Consider the following 21,016-nt stretch of genomic DNA (forward strand, 5'->3'; position numbering starts at 1 on the left):
GATTACTGGTCCCCTGCAGGCTTGGGCGCGCTGGCAAGTGCTTGAAGCAGTGCCGGGTCCTTGATCGCCTTCATGATGATTTCTTCAGCGCCGGTCTTGCCGTCCATGTAGGTCAGCAGGTTGGCCAACTGAGTGCGGGCTTCGAGCAGCTTGTTCAAGGAGTCGACCTTGCGCGCCACGGCGGCTGGGCTGAAGTCGTCCATGCTTTCGAAGGTGATGTCCAGGCTCAGGTTGCCTTCGCCGGTCAGTTCGTTGGGTACGTGGAAGGCCACGCGCGGCTGCATGGCCTTGAGGCGTGAGTCGAAGTTGTCGACGTCCACTTCAAGGAACTTGCGGTCGGCCACGGGGGCGAGCGGCTCGGCAGGCTTGCCGGCGAGGTCGGCCATCACGCCCATCACGAAGGGCAGCTGGACCTTTTTCTCGGCGCCGTAAAGCTCGACGTCGTACTCGATCTGCACTCGAGGCGCACGGTTGCGCGCGATGAATTTCTGAGAACTTTGCTTCGCCACGTTGCTGCTCCTGGTCGCTTGAGCGACGGTGTTGTTACTGCATAGCCCGGTGGCTTACTCGCTGTCCGGGCCGCGCAGGTTTTCAAATTGAGACATGCCGTCGGGAATCAGATTGCGCACGATGGCCGCGAAGTCGGCGTGCACCAGATTCTTCGCTCGGTTCAACAGCACCGGCAGCGGGCTCGAAGGCTCGTGTCGGGTGTAGTACGCAAGGATTTTGTCGAGGCTGCGCAGCACATCATCGCGAGTGGCGATGTCGCCGGTCGGGCGAGGGGCTGAGGGTGCAGCGGCGAAGTCGACCGAGGGGGCATTGTCGTCACTGACGGCCTCGGGTTCGCTACTGCTGTCGGTGCCTGGCACCGCTTGATTGAGTATTTGCAGGGCCTGCTTGAGCGGTTGCTTCAAGAGGCTTAAGTCCACGCCCTGGGCGGACCCGACCTGGTCATTGACCTGTTGCTCGATGGCCTCGCACGCGGTACGCGCTGCGCTCAAGGCGTCGCGGGTGGCTTGCAGCTGCTCGGGGTCGCTGTCGAGGAACGCGGCGTTTAGCTGCTGGGCGCCGAGCTGTTCTTCGGCAAACACTTGCAGGCCGCTGGCGTTGAGCGCTGCGCGTAGGCTCACAGGCCCGAAGGTGCGTGAGCGTGTGAGGATGCTTTCGCGCAGCAGGCGGATGTTTGTGTCGCAGGTCAGGCCGGTGAGGGCGTTGATGCGTACGGTAGGGTCGTTATCATCGTCGGCATCCAGGCGCGGATGCAGGTCGGACCAGTAGTCGCGTAGCAATGCGTTGATCAGCGAAAGGACTTCAGCCAGTCCGGCCACGCCCTGGAGGGCGAGGGTGCTTTGCAGCAGGAAATGGGTGATGCGCAGGTCTTTGCTGCGCTGTAGCAAGTCGAGACTTTGCTGCTGGATGCTGCGCCATTCCGGCGGTTCAGCGGGCAGGATCGAGTCGCCCATGCTGCGCTCGGGTTGGCCCTTGGCATCACGCTCCAGTTGGAGAAATTGCGCGTCATACTCCATGTCTTCGCCACACGGCGAATTCGGGGAAACGGCGGCGAGCAGCAACGGCACATCCACTGAATTTGATCTCCTTATCAGCCCGTTAGATGGCGGGCAATGCATGCATTAGTTACACGAGGAACTTTGCATGGATTCTTGACCTTATATCCAGAGTGCCACTACGGTGCCACTACTGATGTTCAAGAAGTTGTGCATTTTTGGTGTAGTACTTATGCCTTGTCAAGGTAAGCTATTCACGCTCTGTGACAGATGTGCGGTGTTTAACAACCTGCGCGACTGGCGGGTCGAACGGCGCCCCCAGGCAGGATTTTTGTCATGGAAGCCGGCTAAGATCAGTGATCATGCGGGTTTTAGCTGATGTTATGGTCATTTGCGTGACCTGGCGGAGATCTCTGGGGAAGCGTTGTCCCAGGAAATTGACCGCGCGCGATGTATCAGCAAGGAGGCAAGATGTCGCTGTGTTTGACTATCACTAGTTATCACAAGATTACCCCTGGGCAATGCTCGGAAAAGTCCATGGATCAGGGCGTGATGGCTATTGGCCGCAATTCGGATAATGACTGGGTATTGCCCGATCCGGAGCGTCTCGTCTCTTCGCAACATTGCGTTATTCAATACAAAGATGGCCGTTATTATTTAACCGATAACAGTACAAACGGGGTGGAGTTGGTTAACGCCGGTATCCGTTTGCGCCGAGGTAATAGCGAGCCGTTGCAGGATGGCGAGCTGATCCGCATCGGTGACTACGAGATCCAGGCGCGTATCGATTTCAACCTGCAAGCCGTTGATAGCCAGCCGTTTGCCGGTGATTCACCGAATAGCTTTGAGGCGTTGATGGGCGCTGTGGCAAGCACTCCAGCCCCTACGCCCGTGATCGCGCCGCAATTCCAGGGCGCCTCGGCGATGGACACCCTGCCGGACCTGTTCGATTTCCTCAGCCCCACCGCCGTACCGCCGCCGACCGTGGCGGATCATGTGCCGTCCGAGCAACACGACTTCCGCCCGCCGACGCCGGTCGCCGTCGAAAAACCGGTGGCATCCGGCTCGGTGATTCCCGAAGACTGGGACCTGTTTGCCGACACGTCGGCCCCGGTCGCCCCGCCGCCAGCAGCACCGGTGATTGCGCCACCCCCTGTGGTCGAGCCGGTGCTCCCCGTGGCGGATACCCAACAACAGCCCGATTTACTGCAAGCGTTCCTGCGCGGTGCCGGGCTGGATCAACTGCGCCTGGACAAGGCCGACGCCTGCGCCCAGATGGAAAACATCGGTCGCAGCTACCGCTTGATGGTCGAGGGCCTGATCGACGTATTGCGTGCCCGGGCCAGCCTCAAGGGCGAGTTCCGGATGCAGCAGACCATGATCCGTCCCGCCGAAAACAATCCGTTGAAATTTGCGCCGAACGCCGACGAGGCCTTGTTGCTGCTGCTTCGCCACGGCAATCAGGCGTTCATGGCACCGGATGCCGCCGTACGCGACAGTTTCGACGACCTGCGCGCCCACCAGTTGGCCGTCATGGCAGGCGTGGAGGCGGCGATCAAGCACCTGCTCGGGCGCTTCGAACCGAAGCAACTGGAAGAGCGCATGGGCAAACCCGGTGGGCTATCGAGCCTGTTCAACGGCTCGCGCCAGGCCCAGTACTGGCAGCAGTTCACCGAGCTCTACAGCAATATTTCCCGTGAGGCCCAGGAAGATTTCCAGGACCTGTTCGGCCGCGAATTCAGCCGAGCCTACGAAGAACACAGCGCCCGACAGCGACGCTGAACCGCAACACATGGATTTAACGGATAGCTAAATACGTCATTGAGGACGCAGGATGATTCCCAGGTTTTTACTCGCAGCCGCCACCGTGTTGCTGCTGACGGCGTGTGCCAAGGACGCGGTCAAGCCCGAAGCGGCCGCTGAGACCGAGGCAGACACCGCCGCTGTCGAGCTGCATTTTCACGCCATTGCCGGGCTCAACCCGGGCGCCAACGGCCAGGCCGCACCGGTACGAGTGCGGATCTTCGAGCTGAAAAACGCCGCCACTTTCGGGCGCTCCGACTACTTCGCCCTGGCGGATCGTGCGCAATCTACCCTCGGCCTGGACCTGCTGGACCAGGACGAAGTCATGGTGCAACCCGGGCAGCAATTGAGCATCCAGCGCGACCTTGACCCTGCCACGCGCCAGATCGGTTTGCTGGTGGGCTACCGCGAGCTGGACCGGGCGCAATGGCGCGCCGTGATCAACGTGCCGCCGCGCCAATACACCGAATACCAGATCAGCCTCGATGTGCACGCGGTACGTGCCGACGTCGTGGTTCCCCCATCCAGCCCTGCCCAATAAGAATCCCTCGGAGCCCCCATGTCCTGGAACAATCGCGTGGTCTGGTCGGAAGGCATGTTCATCGGAACGCAGCACTTCCAGCAGCATGACCGTTACCTGGAAAACCTGATCGACGCCCGCAGCCGCCCGTTGTCCGCAGGCAGCTGGGGCTTTTCCGAGTTGCTGATCGACCAGGGGCTACTGGCCCAGGGCAAGCTGGCAATCGTTTCGGCACGGGGCCTGCTGCCTGACGGCACGCCGTTCAATATCCCCCAGGACGACCTGGCGCCGAGCCCGCTGAACATCGATGACCACCTGCGTGACGGCCTCGTGTACCTGGCCTTGCCGCTCAAGCGCGCCGGTGCCCGCGATACCGTGGATGAAGGCGAAGCCCTGGAAGCCGCACGTTACGTGAGCCAGGTGCGCGAAGTGCGGGACGACAACGCCCCGTTCGAAAACCGTGCGCCAGTGGCGGTCGGTTCGCGCGCGCTGCGCCTGCTGACCGCCCAGGATGGCATCAGCGATTACGCCGCTATCGGCATAGTGCGCATCAAGGAGAAACGCGCCGACCGAGCGCTGGTGCTGGATGACACGTACATCCCGCCAGTGCTCGACGTGGCCGCAAGCAAGCCGCTGACGGCCTTTCGCAGTGAGCTGCTGGGCCTGCTGCATCAACGCGGTGAGGCCCTGGCTGGTCGTGTGGTCGCCTCGGGTGCCGGTGGTGCGTCGGAGATCGCCGATTTCATGTTGTTGCAGCTGGTCAACCGCGCCCAACCGTTGCTTCAGCATTTCAACCAGTTGAGCCCGCTGCACCCGGAACGGTTTTTCAGTGAGCTGGTGAGCCTGGCAGGTGAGTTTTCCACGTTCTCCACGTCCGGTCGTCGTCCCCAGGAATACCCGCAATACCAGCACGACGACCTGGCCCTGAGCTTCGCCCCGGTCATGGCGGCGCTGCGTGAAGCGCTGTCGATGCTGATCGACAGCAAGGCCACGCCGATTCCAATCGTGGAAAAAGCCTACGGCATCCACGTGGCCATGCTCGCCGACAGAACCCTGCTCGACAGCGCCAGCTTCATCCTCGTGGTACGTGCCGACGTACCCGGCGAAACCCTGCGTGCGCGCTTCGGCCAGCAGAGCAAGGTCGGCTCGGTGGAGCACATCCGCGACATGGTCAACCTGCAACTGCCGGGCATCGGCCTGCTGCCGTTGCCGGTGGCGCCTCGGCAGATTCCGTATCACGCAGGCTCCACCTATTACGAGTTGGACCGGGGCAGCGAGCACTGGCAGCAATTGAACAACTCTGGCGGGTTTGCCTTCCACATCGCCGGGCAGTTCCCGGGCTTGAACCTGGCCTTCTGGGCGATCCGAGGATAATCCGCGATGCACCCCAATGACGATGACCGCACCCAGTTCATGCCGCGCCCGGGTGGCCGAGCGCCAGAACCTGCGCCTGCAGCCCCTGCGCCTTTGTCGATGCCGGCTGCGCCGATGCTCACCGGCAAGAGCCAGGGCCTCAACCCGCTGGAAAGCGCCGCCGGGCCGCTGTTGGCTTTGCTGACCCGCCTGCGCAACACCATCGCCCACCCGGCGCCGGCCAGCTTGCGCGCGCAATTGCTGGCGTACTTACGCCAGTTCGAAGAGCGCGCCGAAGCCGCCGGCATCCCGCGCAACGAAGTGCTGCTGGCCCGCTACGCACTGTGCACTGCCTTGGATGAAGCGGTACTGAGCACGCCGTGGGGCAGCACCAGCGATTGGGGCAAACAGAGCTTGCTGATCACTGTGCACAACGAAGCCTGGGGCGGTGAGAAAGTCTTCCAACTGCTTGACCATTGCCTGCAGAGCCCACGGGAACGCCTGTATCTGCTGGAGCTGTTGTACCTGTGCATGTGCCTGGGTTTCGAAGGCCGTTACCGTGTGATGAACGATGGGCGCAGTCAGTTGGATGCGTTGCGTGAGCGCACGGCGGCGGCCATTCGCAGTGCCCGTGGCGAACACGAGCGCGAGCTGTCGCCACACTGGCGCGGCGTGACCGTGGCGCGGGACCGCCTGGCGCAATTCATGCCGCCGTGGATCGCCGTGGCCATTGGCCTGGCGCTGTTGCTGGCGTTGCTGTTCGGCTTGCGCCTCAAGCTGGCGTCGGACGCCGAGCCGGTGTTCAAGAATATCCATGCCCTGGGCGAGATCCCGGTGCAGGCCATCGACCGTCCGGTGGCACAACCCAAAGTCATCGAGCGCCCACGCCTGGCCGGCTTCCTGGTGGAAGACATCAAGGCTGGTCGTGTGGCGGTGGAAGATGCCGTGGACCGGTCCGTGGTGACCATTCGCGGTGACGAATTGTTCGCCTCGGCCAGCTCCAGCATCGTCGATAACTACCAGCCGCTGATGCTGCGCATCGCCGACGCCATCCGCAAAGTCAAAGGCCAGGTGCGTGTCACCGGGCACAGCGACAACCGCCCGATTGCCACACTGCGTTTCCCGTCCAACTGGGCGCTGTCCGAAGCGCGGGCCAAGTCGGTACTGGAGATCCTGGCAGCCAAGACCGGCCAGGCCGAGCGCTTCAGCGCCGAGGGCCGAAGCGATACCGAGCCGGTGGCCACCAATGCCACCGCCGAAGGCCGTACCCGTAATCGTCGGGTTGAAATCACCGTATTGGCGGAGGGCGTCGAGTGAAGGCGTTTTTCAGTTTCATGATTCGCTGGGTGATCCCGGTGCTGGGCCTGATCGCCCTGAGCCTGATCATCTGGTTTGTCGGGCCGTTGCTCGATGTGTTGGTACCGGAAGGGCGCCGTTGGGCGCTGATCATCCTGATGTTCGCGGTGTGGATCGCCTACCGCGTGTTCCGCATCATCCAGGCGCGCCGGCAGGCGGCCGAAGTGATGCGCAGCCTGGCGGCGGAAACGCCGGTCGACCCCAACAGCGTTGCCACCGCCGAAGAACTCAGCACTCTGCGCCAGCGCATGGATGAAGCCCTGGCGCTGTTGAAAAAAGCCAAGCTCGGTGGTGATGAGCGCCGCAACCTCTACGAGTTGCCGTGGTACGTGATCATTGGCCCGCCGGGTTCGGGCAAGACCACTGCGCTGGTCAACTCCGGCCTGCATTTCCCACTGGCAGCGCAGTTGGGAGCCGGCGCGGTGCGTGGTGTCGGGGGGACGCGTAACTGTGATTGGTGGTTTACCGACCAAGCCGTGCTGCTCGATACCGCTGGCCGCTATACCACACAGGACAGCAACTCCACGGTGGATAAAGCCGCGTGGCTGGGCTTCCTCGACCTGTTGAAAAAACAACGTTCACGCCGCCCAATCGACGGAGCATTCATTGCGATCAGCCTGTCGGATCTGCTGCTCGGTACTGACGCCGAGCGCGCCGCCCATGCGGCGGCGATCCGCTTGCGTATCCAGGAGCTGTACACCCAACTGGGCGTGCGTTTCCCGATCTACCTGATGCTGACCAAACTCGATTTGGTGCCAGGCTTCATGGAGTTCTTCGACAACCTGAGCAAGGAAGACCGCGCCCAGGTGTGGGGCATGACCTTTGCCCTGGACGACGGCAAGCACAGCGACAGCCCGCTGGCACACCTGCAAAGCGAATTCGCCGGCCTGGAGCAACGCCTCAACGAACGTTTGGTGGAACGCCTGCAACAGGAACGTGACCCGGCGCGGCGTGACCTGATCTATGGCTTTCCGCAGCAGTTCGGCGCGTTGAAGGATTGCCTGCAAAGCTTTCTCGAAGGTGTGTTCAAACCCAACGCCTTCGAAGAGCGTGTACTGCTGCGCGGTGTGTATTTCACCAGCGGCACCCAGGAAGGCAGCCCGATCGATCGCCTGATCGGCGCGATGGCTCAAAGCATGAACCTGGATCGCCAGCAGTTGGCGCGCCAGAGTGGGACCGGGCGTAGTTACTTCATCGAAAAACTGTTCAACGCCGTGGCCTTTGCCGAGCGTGGCTTGGTGGGGGTGAACCCCAAGGTCGAGCGTCGGCGCAAGTGGATTGCACGCGGCGTACTGGCGGCCACTGTGGCGCTGGTGGTGGTGGTCAGCGGTTTGTGGTGGGTGAGCTACCGCGCCAACCAGGCGTATATCGCCCAGGTCGACCAGAAGGTCGCGCCACTGGGCCAGGCGGTGCAGAACCTGAGCCCCGCCCAGCGCGAGGTGCTCGCGGTGTTGCCGTTGCTCAATGCGGTGAAGAACCTGGCCGGTGATTCGCCCAGTTGGGCCGAAGGCTTGGGCTTGTATCAGGGCGATATGCTCGAAGCCGAATCCAGCAGTGTGTACCGCAAACTGTTGATCGCCGTCTTCGCTCCGCGCCTGGTGACGCGCATCGAAGAACAACTGCACGCAGGCGGCAACTCTGACTTCCTCTACGAAGGTCTCAAGGCCTACCTCATGCTGGCCGACAGCGAGCATTACGACCCGGCATTCATCAAGGCCTGGATCGCCCTGGACTGGGACCGCAACCTGCCCCGCGACCTGCCGGGCGATCAGCGCCAGGCGCTGGCCGGGCACTTGCAGGCGTTGTTCGACCGCCACCCGCCGAGTGCGCGCCTCGACCCGCGCTTGATCGACGACCTGCGTCGCCAGCTGCAGCAACTGCCAGTGGCCCAGCGCGTCTACGATCGGGTCAAGCGCCAGAAACTGCCCGACGGTATCCCGGATTTTCGCATCAACGAAGCGGCGGGCCGCGATGCGGCGCTGGTGTTCAGCCGCAAAAGCGGCAAGCCCCTGGGCGAGCCGTTGAGTGGTTTCTTTACCGCCAAGGGCTATCGGCAGGCGTTCCTGTTGAGCAGCCTGAACCAGACCGGCACTCTCGCCGAAGAGCAATGGGTGTTGGGCCACGAGCCGGCCGATCAGCAGAACGTGGTGAGCTTGGCCGGTGATGTGCGCCGTCTGTATTTCCAGGACTACCAGCGCCAGTGGGACGCGCTGTTGGCCGACATCGACTTCGTGCCGATCACCAGCGTGGCCCAGGCGGCCGACGTGCTGCGGGTGATTTCCGGTCCCACTTCGCCGCTGAAAAAACTGCTGGTGGCAGTGGCCAAGGAAACCGACCTGCAAGCCGAAGAACGCCAACTGGCGGCCAAAGGCGTGCCGGTGGAAGGCGGCGTCGACAAGCTCAAGGAGCGCCTGGGCAACCTGCTCGGCCAGGAGCAGCCAACCGCCAATGCGCCCGTTGCGGCAGACGATCCGGTGACCGCGCACTTTGCCGAACTCAACAGCATTGTCAGCAAGAACGAAGGCGAGCCAGCGGCCATCGATGGTCTGCTGGCGGACATGAACGCGCTGTATGTACAGGTCAGCGCCATGGTCGGCGCCAGCGGCGATGCCTTGCTCGGTGAGGCGAAGAACCAGGCGGCGGCTGCGGCCACGCGGGTCAGCCTGAACGCCGAACGCCAGCCGCCGTTGGTGCAGGGCATGGTCAAGTCGGTGGTCAACTCCACCACCAACAGCATGATGGGCGGCGTGCGCAACCAACTGAACGCGGCCTGGGTCAGCGAAGTGGTCAACGTGTATCGCCAGTCCCTGGCCGGGCGTTACCCGATGTCGCCGGGCAGTGCGCGGGACGCCACCCTGGATGACTTCGGTCAGTTTTTCGGCGTGGGCGGGGTGATGGACAACTACTTCCGCAAGTATCTGCAGCCGTACGTGGACACGTCCACCCCGACCTGGCGCTGGCAGCCTGGCGCGGCACAAAAGTTAGGGATTGCGCCGGGTGTGCTGCAAACCTTCCAGCGTGCGGCGACGATTCGTGATGCGTTCTTCCGCGCCGGGGGCACCCAGCCCATCGTGCGTTTCGAACTCAAGCCGGTGTCGATGGACCCGACCATCACGCAGTTCCTGCTCGATCTCGACGGCCAACAATTGAGCTACGACCACGGCCCAAGCCGCCCAGTGGCGATGCAATGGCCGAACCCCGGCAGCATTGGCGTGGTGCGTATTTCCATCATGCCACCGTCGGCCAGCGGCCGTTCCGGCGTGACCCTGGATGGGCCGTGGGCCTGGTTCCGTCTGCTGGAGCAGTCGGACCTCACCGCTGGCAATTCACCGGACCGCTTCAACCTGCGCCTGCGGGTCGACGGCGCGAGCATCGCCTACGAGTTACGTGCCAACAGCGCCTTCAACCCGTTCAAGAGCCGGGTACTCAGCGGTTTCAGCCTGCCGGAGCGGTTATGACCACGCTGGGTTTCTACGGCAAGTTGGCCAGCCGCGGTGACTTTGTCAGCCGCGCCTTGCCCCAGAGTTTTATCGGCCCGTGGGACAACTGGCTGGCAGCGGGTTTGCTCGCCAGCCAGAACCGCCTGGGTGGCGATTGGCTCAGCGTGTACCTGGTCAGCCCACTGTGGCGCTTCGTGCTGGCGCCGGGTGTGTGCGGGCCGGATGCGGCGGCGGGTGTGGTGATGCCGAGCATTGATCGGGTTGGGCGCTACTTTCCGTTGGCGGTGGTGGCCATGTTGGATCAGGACACCAATCCCGCCTCCCTCGTGGGCGGGCCGGACATCTGGTTCGAGCAGGCCGAAGCACTGTTGCTCAGTACTCTGGACGCGGGTGCCACGTTCGAGAGCTTCAACGATGGCGTGGACAACCTGGGCATCCCGGCCAGCGAGCCGCGTGCGGTAGACAGCCGTTTCGCTGGTTTGCAACGGGTGAACGCCACGCTGCCCCACAGCCGGATGACCGCGCTCGCCGAACAGGCGTGCGCCGGTTCCAGCCTGTGGTGGGGGCGCGGGTCGCAACGCATTTCTCCCGGTTTATTGCGGTGCCAGGGCTTGCCTGCCGCCGATGATTTTGCGCAGTTTTTGCTCGGACAAGAAGGTGTGGTGTAGATGGGGTCGACGTTCAAATCCGCGAGCAAAAGCCATGTGGGCATGGTGCGTCAGGTCAATGAGGACGCGTGCCTGGACCTGCCGGAAAATCGCCTGTGGGTGGTGGCTGACGGCATGGGCGGGCATGCGGCAGGGGATTACGTCAGCAGCCTGATCGTCGACAGCCTGCGCCAGGTGCCGGTGGGGCGATCCCTGGATGAATACTCGGCGGCGCTGCGTAATGACCTGATCCGCATCAATGCGACCGTGCGCGAAGAAACCGCCAACCGTGGCGTGACCATGATGGGCAGCACCGTGGTGGTGTTCGCCGCACGCGGCTTGCGCGGTGTGTGTTTGTGGGCCGGTGACAGTCGCCTGTACCGTCTGCGCGACGGCGTGCTGGAAAGCATTTCCCGTGATCACAGCTACGTGCAGGACCTGCAAGACAGCGGCCTGCTCAGCGAAGCCGACGCCCGTGTGCACCCACGCGCCAATATCGTTACCCGTGCAGTGGGCGTGGAAGCCCAGTTGGAGGTTGCCATCGTCGACCTGTTGATCGCTCCCGGTGACAGCTACCTGCTGTGCAGCGACGGCCTGAACAAGACGGTCGAAGACCATGAAATCCGCGAAGTGCTGGGGCATGACGCGCCGGATGAAATCGTGCGTAGCCTGGTGCACCTCGGACTCAACCGGGGAGCGCCGGACAACATCACCACCATTGTTGTGAAGGTGTCGCCATGAACATCGTGATCCCGGGCTATGACATCGAAGGCGAGATCGGTGAAGGCGCCATGGCCAGCGTATACCTGGCGACCCAGCGCTCGTTGGAGCGCAAGGTGGCGCTGAAGGTGATGGCGGCGGCGCTGGCGGCTGACCCGACCTTCTGTGAACGCTTCCTGCGCGAGGGCAAGACCCTGGCGCGGCTTTCACACCCGCACACGGTGACCATCCATGACATTGGCAATGTCGGTGAGCTGTATTACATGGCCATGGAGTACCTGCCCAATGGCACGCTCAAAGAGCGCATTGCCGCGGGGCTGACGCCGGAGCAGGGCGTGACGCTGATCCGCCAGATCGCCTCGGCGTTGGGTTATGCCCATGCCCAGGGGCTGGTGCACCGCGACGTCAAACCCGCCAACATTCTGTTCCGCGCCGATGGCACGGCGGTGCTGTCGGACTTCGGCATCGCCAAGTCCCTGGATGATCGCACCCAGTTCACCCAGGCCGGTTTTGCCGTGGGCACGCCGAGCTATATGAGTCCGGAACAGGCGCGGGGGCAGGAGATCGATGGTCGTGCCGACCTGTATGCGCTGGGTGTGGTGCTCTATGAAATCCTCGTCGGCAAGCTGCCCTATAGCGGCACCGATGCGTTGTCCACGGCGCTGGCTCACCTGACCGAGCCGTTGCCGGAACTGCCGGTGCATCATGGCCGTTATCAAGGCGTGCTGCGTAAGTTGTTGGCCAAGGACCCGGCGGATCGTTTCCCGGATGCGGCGGCGTTGTTGCTGGCGCTCGATCAGCTCCCGGCCGATTCACTGGAAGCCACGCTGGTACGGCCCTTGCCGATCCCGATGAATTTTGACCTGGGTGGCATCACGCCGGAGTCCATCGAGATCCCGACCGCACCGCCTCAACCCGTACGCCAGCCCCTGGTGACGCCCGCGTCTACGCAGCACAGCGAACAGCGTCGAGGGCCGGTGTTGGCATTGGCGGCGGTGGCTGTGGCGGTTGCTCTGGCCATCGGCGGCGCCAGTTATTGGTGGTTGAGCGGCAGCGATAAGCCTGTCGAACCGCCTGCCGCTGTCATCCCGAAAACACCACCGCCCGAGTTGAAAACCGCCGTTGCCGACGCGGACGGCGGTCAGCGCCCCTTGTTGATGGCTGGCAAAAAGACCTTGTTCCAGCGCGTGCTCAGCAAGCCCGGGGCCAAACTTTCCAGCGAGGCGGGTGCCACGCCTGGTAAAGCCTTGCCGGCGTTCTCCGTGCTCTACGTCTACCAGCGCAAAGACGTCGATGGCAGCCCGTGGGTACGCGTCGGCGCCGCCACCGATGGCCGCAGCGATGGTTGGTTGCCTGCCGCCCAGATCAGCGACTGGAAGCAGAGCCTGGTGCTCAAGTTCACCGAGCGTTCGGGGCGGGCGCCGGTGATGTTCCTGCGCCAATCCAGCGAAGTGGAAAAGCTGCTGGCTGATCCTGCTGCGGCCAAAAACGTATTGGCCAAGGCGCAGAAAAACAGCGAGGACAATCAGCAAGTGCTGGCGCTGGAACCGACCGCCAGCGCCGTGCCGCAGAATCAGTTCTACCTGTTGCCGATCTTCGATTCCAAAGAGAGCTTCGACGAAAACGGCCAGCCGGTGCAGTTGCTCAATGTCGCGTCCATCGATCCGGGTAGCAGCGTCGGCAAGCCGGCTGTACCCGCCGCCAGCGCCGACGCCTTCCGAACGGCCGTGGTGTTGGTGGTCGACACCACCGTGTCGATGCAGCCCTACATCGACCAGGTCCGCGATGTGGTGCATGAGTTGCAAACGCGCATCGCCGAGCGGGGCGAGTTGGACAGCGTCAGCTTCGGTCTGGTGGGCTTTCGCAACAGCATCAAGAAAACCCCGGGCCTGGAATATGTGGCCAAGACCCTGATCACCCTAGATCAAGGTCGTGATCCGCAACGCTTCCTCGACATGGCGCGGCAGGTCAAGGCATCCACCGTGTCCAGCCATTCGTTCAACGAGGATGCGTTTGCCGGGGTGATGCAGGCGGTGGATGGCATGGATTGGTCCGGCTACGGCGGGCGCATTATCCTGCTGGTCACCGACGCGGGTGCGTTGCGCAAGAACGACCCGTTCGCTACCACCCAGATGAACGAGGCCGAAGTACGCCAGGCTGCGCTGGGCAAGCAGATCAAGATCTACGCGCTGCACCTGCGCACTGACGCCGGCAAGAAAACCCACGCTGGCGCCGAGAGCCAGTACCGCATTCTCACGGCGGACGCCAACCCGCAGATCGGCGACCTGTACACGGCGGTGCCGGGCGGCGATGTGCATAAGCTCGGGGAGCGTGTGGATGAGATCGGCAGTGTGTTCGCCAACCTCGTCCACCAGGTGCGCAGCAACACACCGCAGGCCGTGCCGCTGCTGAGCAGCGCGCCCAGTCTGGCGGACAAGTCCGCCGCCGTCGGTTACGCCATGCACATGGATTTTCTCGGCCGCAAAACGGCTAGCCAGGCACCGCAGCTGGTCAGTGCCTGGACCGCCGACCGCGACCTGACCAACCCGGCACTGCCGGCGTTCCAGGTGTGCGTGATGTTGACCAAATTGCAGCTCAACGATTTGCAGCAGTCGTTGAAACTGATCGTCGATGCGGCGCGCAAAACCCAAAGCTCACCCAAGGACTTCTTCCAAGAGATCGCCAGCGCCTCGGCCTACATGAGTCGCGACCCGCAAGCGCTGCGCAAGGGCGGCAACTTGGCTGATGGGGGGCTGCTCGGCGAATACCTGGAGGGCCTGCCGTACCGCAGCAAGTCGCTGAACATGACTCAAGACTTGTGGTTGTCGTTGAGCGTGGCCGAGCAGGAAGACTTTATCGACGAGCTGGACTCAAAAATCCGTCTCTACGAAACCTTCCATAACGATGTGGCCAACTGGGTCCGTTTCGGCGATGCCGAGCCGGGCGATGCGTTGTACCGCGTGCCGTTGTCGACGTTGCCGTAATGCTGAACCTGAGCGCGGTGCACAAGAGCCGGGGTGTCGGTAGCCAGCGTTACAGCCTGGTGATCCCGGCGCTGCACCTGCATGCGGGTGAGCAACTGGCGATTGTCGGCGCCAGTGGCTGCGGCAAAAGCACCTTGCTGGATATCCTGGCGTTGGTGCTGGCGCCGGATCAGGTCGGGCAGTTCGCGTTCAATCAGCAGGACATCGGCGGGTTGTGGCGGGCGGATCGGCAGTCCACCTTGGCCGAGCTGCGCAGCCGGCATCTGGGCTATGTGCTGCAAACCGGGGGGCTGTTGGGCTTTCTCGATGTACGCGGCAATATCGCCTTGTCCCGGCAACTGCTGGGTTTGCAGGATGACGGCAGCGTGACACGGCTGGCCGAGCAGTTGGAGATCGGCGACCAGTTGAGTAAGAAGCCGGCAGCCCTGTCGGTGGGGCAACGCCAGCGCGTCAGTTGCGCCCGCGCATTGGCTCATGGGCCGCAACTGGTGTTGGCCGATGAGCCAACTGCCTCCCTGGACCCGCTGAATGCCGAGCGGGTGATGCAGGCGCTGCTGGCCCAGGCCCGTGAACACCGTGCAGCCTGTGTGATCGCCACCCATGACGAACCCTTAGTTCGCGCCAGTGGCTTGCAGGTGCGGCGCATCAGTTGTCGTCGCGACACTGACGGCGGCGTCACAGCCACCCTCGGGGAGGTGTGCTGATGCGTATCGGCTTGGTCGCCTCCCTGGCTTGGCAGGATTACCGCAACGACGCCTGGCTGTCGGCCTGTTCGGTGCTGGCATTGGTGGCGGTGATCGCGCCGTTGCTGGTGTTATTCGGCCTGAAATTTGGACTGGTTGGCAGTTTGACCGAACGTTTGGAGACCGACCCGGCGACCCGTGAAATTATTCCGTTGGGTGGTGGTCGATTCAGCAGCCTATTTGTCGAGCAGCTAGGCCAGCGCAGTGACGTGGCGTTTGTCGTGCCGCGTACGCGGCAGATCGCGGCGACGGCACAGGTCGGTGCGCTGACCTTGGAGATGCTGCCAACCGCGCCGGGTGATCCGTTGCTCGCCGGTTTGCCGATGCCGAAGGGCCTGGACCAGATCGTGCTGAGCCACACTGCCGCCGAAAAGCTCGCCGCGCGCCCCGGTGATTGGCTGGACACCCGTTTTGCGCGGCAAGTGGCGGGGCGTGTCGAGACGCAGCGCACGCGTTTGCAGGTGTTGGCGGTGTTGCCGCTGGAAGCGTTCGCCCGTGACGGTTTGTTTGCCGACTTGAGCTTGCTGGAAGCGGCGGAAGACTATCGCGACGGCCGTGTGGTGCCGGCGTTGGGTTGGGCCGGTGAGCCGGTCGATGTGAGTGAGCAGCGGGTGTACCCGGCATTCCGCTTGTACGCCCGCCACCTTAGCGATGTGGAACCGTTGCGTGTGTATTTCGCCGGGCAGAACCTGTTGGTGTCGACCCAGGCAAACACCATCGCCCAGGTGCAGTCGTTGAGCCGCAACCTGTCGATCGTGTTTTGGATCATTGCCGGGTTGGCCCTGGCGGGCGCATTTGCGGCGATCTTCGCCGGAGCCTTGGCCGCCGTGGCGCGCAAGCGGCGGGAATTGTCGGTGTTGCGCCTGTTGGGTTTTTCCACCGGTGGACTGTTGTTGTTTGTGGTGGTGCAAGCGCTGTACAGCGCAGGCGCGGCTGCCATGCTCAGTGCTGGGCTGTATGGCTTGGCCGAGACAGCGTTGAATAAACTGTTCGCGCAGGTGCCGGGCGAGTACGCCAGCCATCTGCTGGCGCGTCATTACGGCCTGGCCCTGGTTGCAATCCTCGGCGTCAGCGCCGTGGCGGCGGCTTGTGGTGGTTGGCGTGTGGCGCGGATCCAGGCTTCTGAAGGAATCAGAGATGTATAAGTTACTGGGCGCCTGTGTGGTGCTGAGCCTGGCCTCGCTGGCCTGGGCTGACGATGACTCTTTATCAGTGAAGCAGGACAAGCTCGATAATCCCAAACCGTTGGCGGACGACGTGAGCCTGCCGCTGCCGTGTGAAGGCAACATGGTGTTCCGCTACGCCTACGTGCTGGCCCAAGGCACCCTGGATGATCGCGAAATCAGCCTCGGCTACCCCTTCGCCGAAGGCGAGGCGGGTTACCAGCAATCGTTTATTTCCGGCTACCGCCGCGACTTCATCAACGGCCAGTTCACCCTCAAGGATTTGCCCAAGGATTGGAATAAGGTCATCGCGCCCTTGATGCCGAAGACCGACGCCAAGACCCCGCTCAAGCCCATGCTGTACTTCATCGGCAAGTACGAAGTGACCGCGCGCCAATACGCTGCGGTGATGGCCCAGGCGCAATCCCTGGCTAGCGGTGAGCCGGCACCGGCCTGCGATATTCCCACTGGCATGGCGGCACGGCTGCCCAAGGTGAAGCTGTCGCGCTTTGAGGCCGAACGCTTCTCGGCGGTGTACAGCGCTTGGCTGATGAAATACCACCGCGACTTGCTGCCGGTCAGTGGTCGCGGCTCTTCGGCGGAAGACGGCGGCCTGGGTTTTGTGCGCCTGCCCACCGAAGTGGAATGGGAATACGCCGCGCGCGGCGGCCAGGCGGTGAGCCGCCAGGAGCTGGAAGGTCGCTTGTTCCCCCGGCGCGTCGAAGGCAGCGAAGGCGAGGGCCCGTTGGCGGATTACGCAGTGTTCAACCAAGTTGCCGGTGGCACCGGCCAGGCGGCGCGCCTGATGCCTATCGGTACCAAGTTGCCCAACCCGATCGGTATGTTCGACGTGATTGGCAACGCCGCGGAAATGGTCCAGGAGTCCTTCCAACTGGTGCACGCCGGGCGTCGCCAGGGCACCTATGGCGGCTTTGTGGTCAAGGGCGGCAACTACCTCGAAGGCGAGGGCACGCTGTTTACCGGTATGCGCCGCGAGTACCCGCTGTTCGCCGCCGACGGCACTGAGCAAAGCAATGAAACCACCGGTTTTCGCGTGGCGATTGGCGCCTTGTCTGCGCCGCGTTCGCGCTACAAGGAGCTGTTTGCCCAGTGGCAGAAAGAAGGCCGCCTGGCCGCGCTGACCGACGCTATTGACGACGCCCAGGACCCAACCAAGCGCCTGGACACCATCATCGCCGCCAGCGTCGACCCCAAGCTGCAAGCCGAACTGGGGCTGGTCAACGAAGAGCTCAAGCGCAACGTCTCGCTGATCGCCCAGCAACGCGAAGAAGCGGCGGGCAACCTGATTCAGTCCGCTGCGTTGGTGGCCGAGACCATCAGCAACTACAACATCCGTCTGATCAACCTGCAGAAGAGTCGCGAGCAAGCCGTCGCCAACAAGGACGAGGCCAGCGCGCAGTTGTTCGCTACCGCCATCGACAATGGCCGCAGCGCCCTCGATGGCGCGGTAGCGATCTATATCGACAACCTGGCCACCGGCACGCGCTACACCGATGCGGTGATCCAGGCTCAGTTTCAACGGATCAAGGAAGAGTTGGATCGCAAACCCGTGCTCGGCAAGAGCTTGGTGACGCGCGCGACACTGTTCGTTCGCCATGTCGGCAACTACCGCAAGCAACAGCGGGCCGACCCGGCAACGATCTTGAAGGAACTGCTCGCAGCGAGTGGTCAGCGGTCTTGACCGCTGGTTGTCGGCGAGCTTGGAAGGGACTCAGGCGGCGGTGGGCCGTGCTGGGCAAGTCAAACTAAATAGAGATCACACCTATGTTTTTTTCCCGTAAGGCGGTTTCCAAGCGTCACCTGCTGCTGATCGCAGCCGGTTTCAGCACCGTATTGACTGGTTGCGCCACGTCGCCGACCTCCAAGGTCGCGTCGAGCACCAAGGTCGAGTACTACCCGAACTGCTACGAGCCGGTGCAACACCTGCGCGCCACGGATTCGGACATGACCAAGTCAGTGGTGACCGGTGCGGCCCTCGGTGCGGCCGGTGGTGCATTGCTGGGTGCCCTGACCGGCGACTCGGACAAGCGCGGTCGTAACGCGGCCATCGGTGCAGCAGGCGGTGCCCTGGCCGGCGGCGCGGCGGGTTACTACACCGAGCGTCAAAAGCAGATCACCGATGACAACCAGCGCATCGCGTCCTACTCCACCGACTTCAACAAAAGCGCATCCGACATCGATCGCAGCACCGCTTACGCCAAAGCGTCCCAGCAGTGCTACCAGAGCGCGTTCACCAAGCTGGTGAATGACCGCAAGGCCAAGACCGTCAACGACACCGAAGGCCGCAAGCGCCTGGCGGAAATTGTCGCGGGCCTGAAGGAGTCCAATGACCTGATCGTCGCGGTCAACGGCAAAGCCAGTGAAGACCTGAACAACTACACCCAGGCTTACGAGAAAGACCTGCAACAGGTGGGTGTACAGCGCAACGATGTGGTCACCGTGGCCCAAGCCGACGTAGCACCTGTCGTCGTACCATCCAAGAAGGGCGGCAAGACTCCGCCAAAAGTCGCGAAGAAGCTGCCAACCGTGCCGAAAGAAGCGGTCACCACCGAGAAAAGCATCCAGACCGTGCAGGCCAAGCAAGCTGAAAGCAAGCAGGTCGCCAGCGCCGGTAAAGCGCAGATCGAAGGCACTTGCCGTGATCCAAACCTGGCCGACTGGGCGCCGGTACCTTGCCCTAACGTTTAAGTAAGATGTTGCTATAAGCGTTAAACGCCTGCCGATCTCCTGCTAAAGCGCGAGATCGGTGGCGTTCTGCCGACAAATCGTTAAACTGCTGCGGCCACTTAATAAATACACCGAGGCCGTGTGCATGAAATTTCGTCTTCTGCTGTGGGTGCTGGGCCTGATGATGGGCAAAGCCAGCCGCACCAATCCTGCCTTCCAGCAACAGTTGGGTGATAAAGACCTGGCGTTTCAGTTGCAGACCCTCGACGGCAAGGTTGCCCGTCACTTCATCGTCAAAGACCAGCGCATCACCAGCCGTTCGGGTGTTCATCCGTCACCGGCATTCGCCATTGCGTTCAAGGATGCCGCCTACGGCTTCGCCACGATGCAGGCGAAGAACAAGCAACTGGCGTTCATGACGGGGATTCAGGACAAGTCGATCCAGATCAAGGGCAACCCGGCGCTGGTGATCTGGTTCCAGGGGTTGACCAAGTATTTGAAGCCGAAGAAAAAGAAGTAGCGTTTTCAGCTAGACCGAGTTGAGTTCATCGCAGGCAAGCCAGCTCCCACATTCGACCGCATTTCAAAGCTGGAACTCGGTCAAATGTGGGAGCTGGCTTGCCTGCGATAGCGATCTAACAGGCTACAGATTCAGGCCTGGTTGAACTGCGATGCCAGTTCGCGCAACAACACCTCGGCATCCAACACTTTACCCACTACTTCCTCAGCTTTGTCCCGCGTCAGCCCCAAACGCTCCAGCAGCGCATCCGGGATCGCCTCGTCCGGCCCGGAGCCGATGCCATGGCTGCGCAACAGGCGCACGGCCAAACACACCAGGTTCGGGTATTCGGCATATTGCCCGTCGTAGGTCGGGTCGTGCTGGAAGCGCAGGGCGGTGGACAGTTCGTCCGGCATGTCCCAGTAGCGCATCAGCCAGGCGCCGATCTGCTCGCGGCTGATGCCCAGCAAGTGTTGCTCGACATAGCTGTGGCACAGGTGCGGGTTGACCTCCAGGTGACGGCAGATCAGCGAGAAGTGTGGCGGGAACACGTGTGCCAGTAGCAGGTAGCCGAAGTTGTGCAGCAGGCCAGCCAGATAAGTCAGGCCGGCTTCCGGGCGCTGGGCGCGGGGCATGGCGCGGGTCAGGCCTTCGATCACGGCTGCGGTGTAGATCGACTGGTGCCAGTACGGTGTGGATTGGTGCGGGTGGTCCTTGGGCAGGCTCAGGGTCTTGCCCAGGGCCAGGCCTAGCGCCAGGTTGATCACCAGGTCGAAGCCCAGCACGCGCACGATGGCGTCTTCCACTGAACGAATCTTGCCCGGCGAGGCGTAGTACGGCGACGCGGCCCAGCTCACCACCTGGGCGGCGAGGGCCGGGTCGGTTTCCACCACGCCGGTGATGTCATCGATAGTGGCGTTGGGATCGACGCGAAGTTTGATGATTTTTTGCGCGGTGTCGGCCAGCGGTGGAATCTCGATGGTCGCTTCCAGGCGCTGCTGGATGCGGCGGGCGGTAAACGCCTGCATCGCCTGGGTGATTTCCTCGCGGTCATCATTGGGGCGGTCGAGGTTGGGGCGGATGTTGCTCAGCGGCTCGCCGAAGTGCCCGGCGCTGGCCTTGGTGAGCATGGTCTTGAAGTCGACGCTGGCGATTTCAAGCAGCAGTCCGGCTTCACCCGAATGCACCAGCAGGCTCGGTTCGCTGAGCAGGCTGCCTTCGTACAGGCACGGCGAGCTGGTCAGCGCGGGCAGGCCAGGCAGCAGGCTCAACTCATGCTTGCCCAGCATGCGTTCGACACGCTCCGGCGCCACGGCTGTCAGGCGGCGCCCGGTCAGTTCGGCGAGACGGTTGAGGTCGAGCAATTGGCTCTGGGGGAACAGGACCATGAGTGCGCCAACGGCATCTTCCAGCAGCACCGCCTGGACCTTTCGGGCAGGGTTCAGGCCAGGCTGTTCCGCGACTTCCGTGTAAGGGATGGCGAGCTTTGCGAGCAGAGCCCGAATGACCGGCGGGGCGGTCAGTGGGGCTGTGGCGAGGGCTACTTCTGACATGGCCTGATCCAAATTCGTACAGTCCAAGAAGTATAACCAGCT

Annotated in this window: 16 protein-coding genes; 13 read left to right on the plus strand and 3 right to left on the minus strand. The window is 62.8% G+C overall.

Annotation, left to right across the window (positions count from 1 at the left end):
* Positions 1–2 precede the first annotated feature (2 nt).
* Together tssB and tssA are read right to left on the minus strand one after the other, a co-directional pair.
* Positions 3–509: a type VI secretion system contractile sheath small subunit gene (gene tssB / locus AC07V4_RS01245; protein ID WP_010168268.1), complete on the minus strand. Its 507-nt coding sequence runs from the start codon at positions 507–509 to the stop codon at positions 3–5.
* 54 nt (positions 510–563) lie between these two features.
* The gene (gene tssA / locus AC07V4_RS01250; RefSeq protein WP_492635123.1) at positions 564–1,583 is read right to left on the minus strand and encodes a type VI secretion system protein TssA; all 1,020 of its coding nucleotides are present in this window, start codon (positions 1,581–1,583) and stop codon (positions 564–566) included.
* A gap of 393 nt (positions 1,584–1,976) precedes the next feature.
* On the opposite strand from tssA, the gene tagH reads away from it, so the two are divergent.
* The 13 genes from tagH to AC07V4_RS01315 all read left to right on the plus strand — a co-directional run bounded on the left by tagH (position 1,977) and on the right by AC07V4_RS01315 (position 19,442).
* Positions 1,977–3,287: a type VI secretion system-associated FHA domain protein TagH gene (tagH, locus tag AC07V4_RS01255; RefSeq protein WP_492635122.1), complete on the plus strand. Its 1,311-nt coding sequence runs from the start codon at positions 1,977–1,979 to the stop codon at positions 3,285–3,287.
* Between the two features lie 52 nt (positions 3,288–3,339).
* Positions 3,340–3,849, plus strand: coding sequence for a type VI secretion system lipoprotein TssJ (gene tssJ, locus AC07V4_RS01260; protein ID WP_492635121.1), 510 nt, complete (start codon positions 3,340–3,342; stop codon positions 3,847–3,849).
* A gap of 18 nt (positions 3,850–3,867) precedes the next feature.
* The gene (gene tssK / locus AC07V4_RS01265) at positions 3,868–5,202 is read left to right on the plus strand and encodes a type VI secretion system baseplate subunit TssK (protein WP_492635120.1); all 1,335 of its coding nucleotides are present in this window, start codon (positions 3,868–3,870) and stop codon (positions 5,200–5,202) included.
* Between the two features lie 6 nt (positions 5,203–5,208).
* Positions 5,209–6,498, plus strand: a complete 1,290-nt coding sequence (locus AC07V4_RS01270) for a DotU family type VI secretion system protein (protein WP_492635119.1) — start codon at positions 5,209–5,211, stop codon at positions 6,496–6,498.
* Positions 6,495–9,995, plus strand: a complete 3,501-nt coding sequence (tssM, locus tag AC07V4_RS01275) for a type VI secretion system membrane subunit TssM (protein ID WP_492635118.1) — start codon at positions 6,495–6,497, stop codon at positions 9,993–9,995. Before AC07V4_RS01270 ends, tssM begins: the two co-directional genes overlap by 4 nt.
* Positions 9,992–10,645 carry a type VI secretion system-associated protein TagF gene (tagF, locus tag AC07V4_RS01280; RefSeq protein ID WP_431749138.1) on the plus strand — a complete coding sequence of 218 codons (654 nt, stop codon included), beginning with the start codon at positions 9,992–9,994 and terminating at the stop codon, positions 10,643–10,645. Before tssM ends, tagF begins: the two co-directional genes overlap by 4 nt.
* A complete protein-coding gene (locus tag AC07V4_RS01285; RefSeq protein ID WP_492635117.1) occupies positions 10,646–11,365 on the plus strand; it encodes a PP2C family protein-serine/threonine phosphatase in 720 nt (239 codons plus the stop codon). It abuts the gene before it with no gap.
* Complete coding sequence (locus AC07V4_RS01290) at positions 11,362–14,328, plus strand: serine/threonine-protein kinase (protein WP_492635116.1); 2,967 nt, start codon at positions 11,362–11,364, stop codon at positions 14,326–14,328. The genes AC07V4_RS01285 and AC07V4_RS01290 overlap by 4 nt, the downstream gene beginning before the upstream one ends.
* Positions 14,328–15,032 (plus strand): ABC transporter ATP-binding protein, encoded by a 705-nt coding sequence (locus tag AC07V4_RS01295; protein ID WP_492635115.1) that lies wholly within the window; start codon positions 14,328–14,330, stop codon positions 15,030–15,032. Before AC07V4_RS01290 ends, AC07V4_RS01295 begins: the two co-directional genes overlap by 1 nt.
* The gene (locus tag AC07V4_RS01300; RefSeq protein WP_492635114.1) at positions 15,032–16,216 is read left to right on the plus strand and encodes an ABC transporter permease family protein; all 1,185 of its coding nucleotides are present in this window, start codon (positions 15,032–15,034) and stop codon (positions 16,214–16,216) included. The genes AC07V4_RS01295 and AC07V4_RS01300 overlap by 1 nt, the downstream gene beginning before the upstream one ends.
* Complete coding sequence (locus AC07V4_RS01305) at positions 16,209–17,936, plus strand: formylglycine-generating enzyme family protein (protein WP_492635113.1); 1,728 nt, start codon at positions 16,209–16,211, stop codon at positions 17,934–17,936. The genes AC07V4_RS01300 and AC07V4_RS01305 overlap by 8 nt, the downstream gene beginning before the upstream one ends.
* 83 nt (positions 17,937–18,019) lie before the next feature.
* Positions 18,020–18,943 (plus strand): type VI secretion system-associated lipoprotein TagQ, encoded by a 924-nt coding sequence (tagQ, locus tag AC07V4_RS01310; protein WP_431751012.1) that lies wholly within the window; start codon positions 18,020–18,022, stop codon positions 18,941–18,943.
* Positions 18,944–19,067: 124 nt separating this feature from the next.
* Positions 19,068–19,442, plus strand: a complete 375-nt coding sequence (locus AC07V4_RS01315; protein ID WP_010207528.1) for a hypothetical protein — start codon at positions 19,068–19,070, stop codon at positions 19,440–19,442.
* Positions 19,443–19,573: 131 nt separating this feature from the next.
* Here the strand turns inward: AC07V4_RS01315 and AC07V4_RS01320 are convergent, their stop codons facing one another.
* Positions 19,574–20,974, minus strand: coding sequence for an aminoacyl-tRNA deacylase and HDOD domain-containing protein (locus AC07V4_RS01320; protein WP_492635112.1), 1,401 nt, complete (start codon positions 20,972–20,974; stop codon positions 19,574–19,576).
* Positions 20,975–21,016: the final 42 nt, after the last annotated feature.

Source organism: Pseudomonas sp. GW821-FHT03A09 (assembly GCF_059421065.1).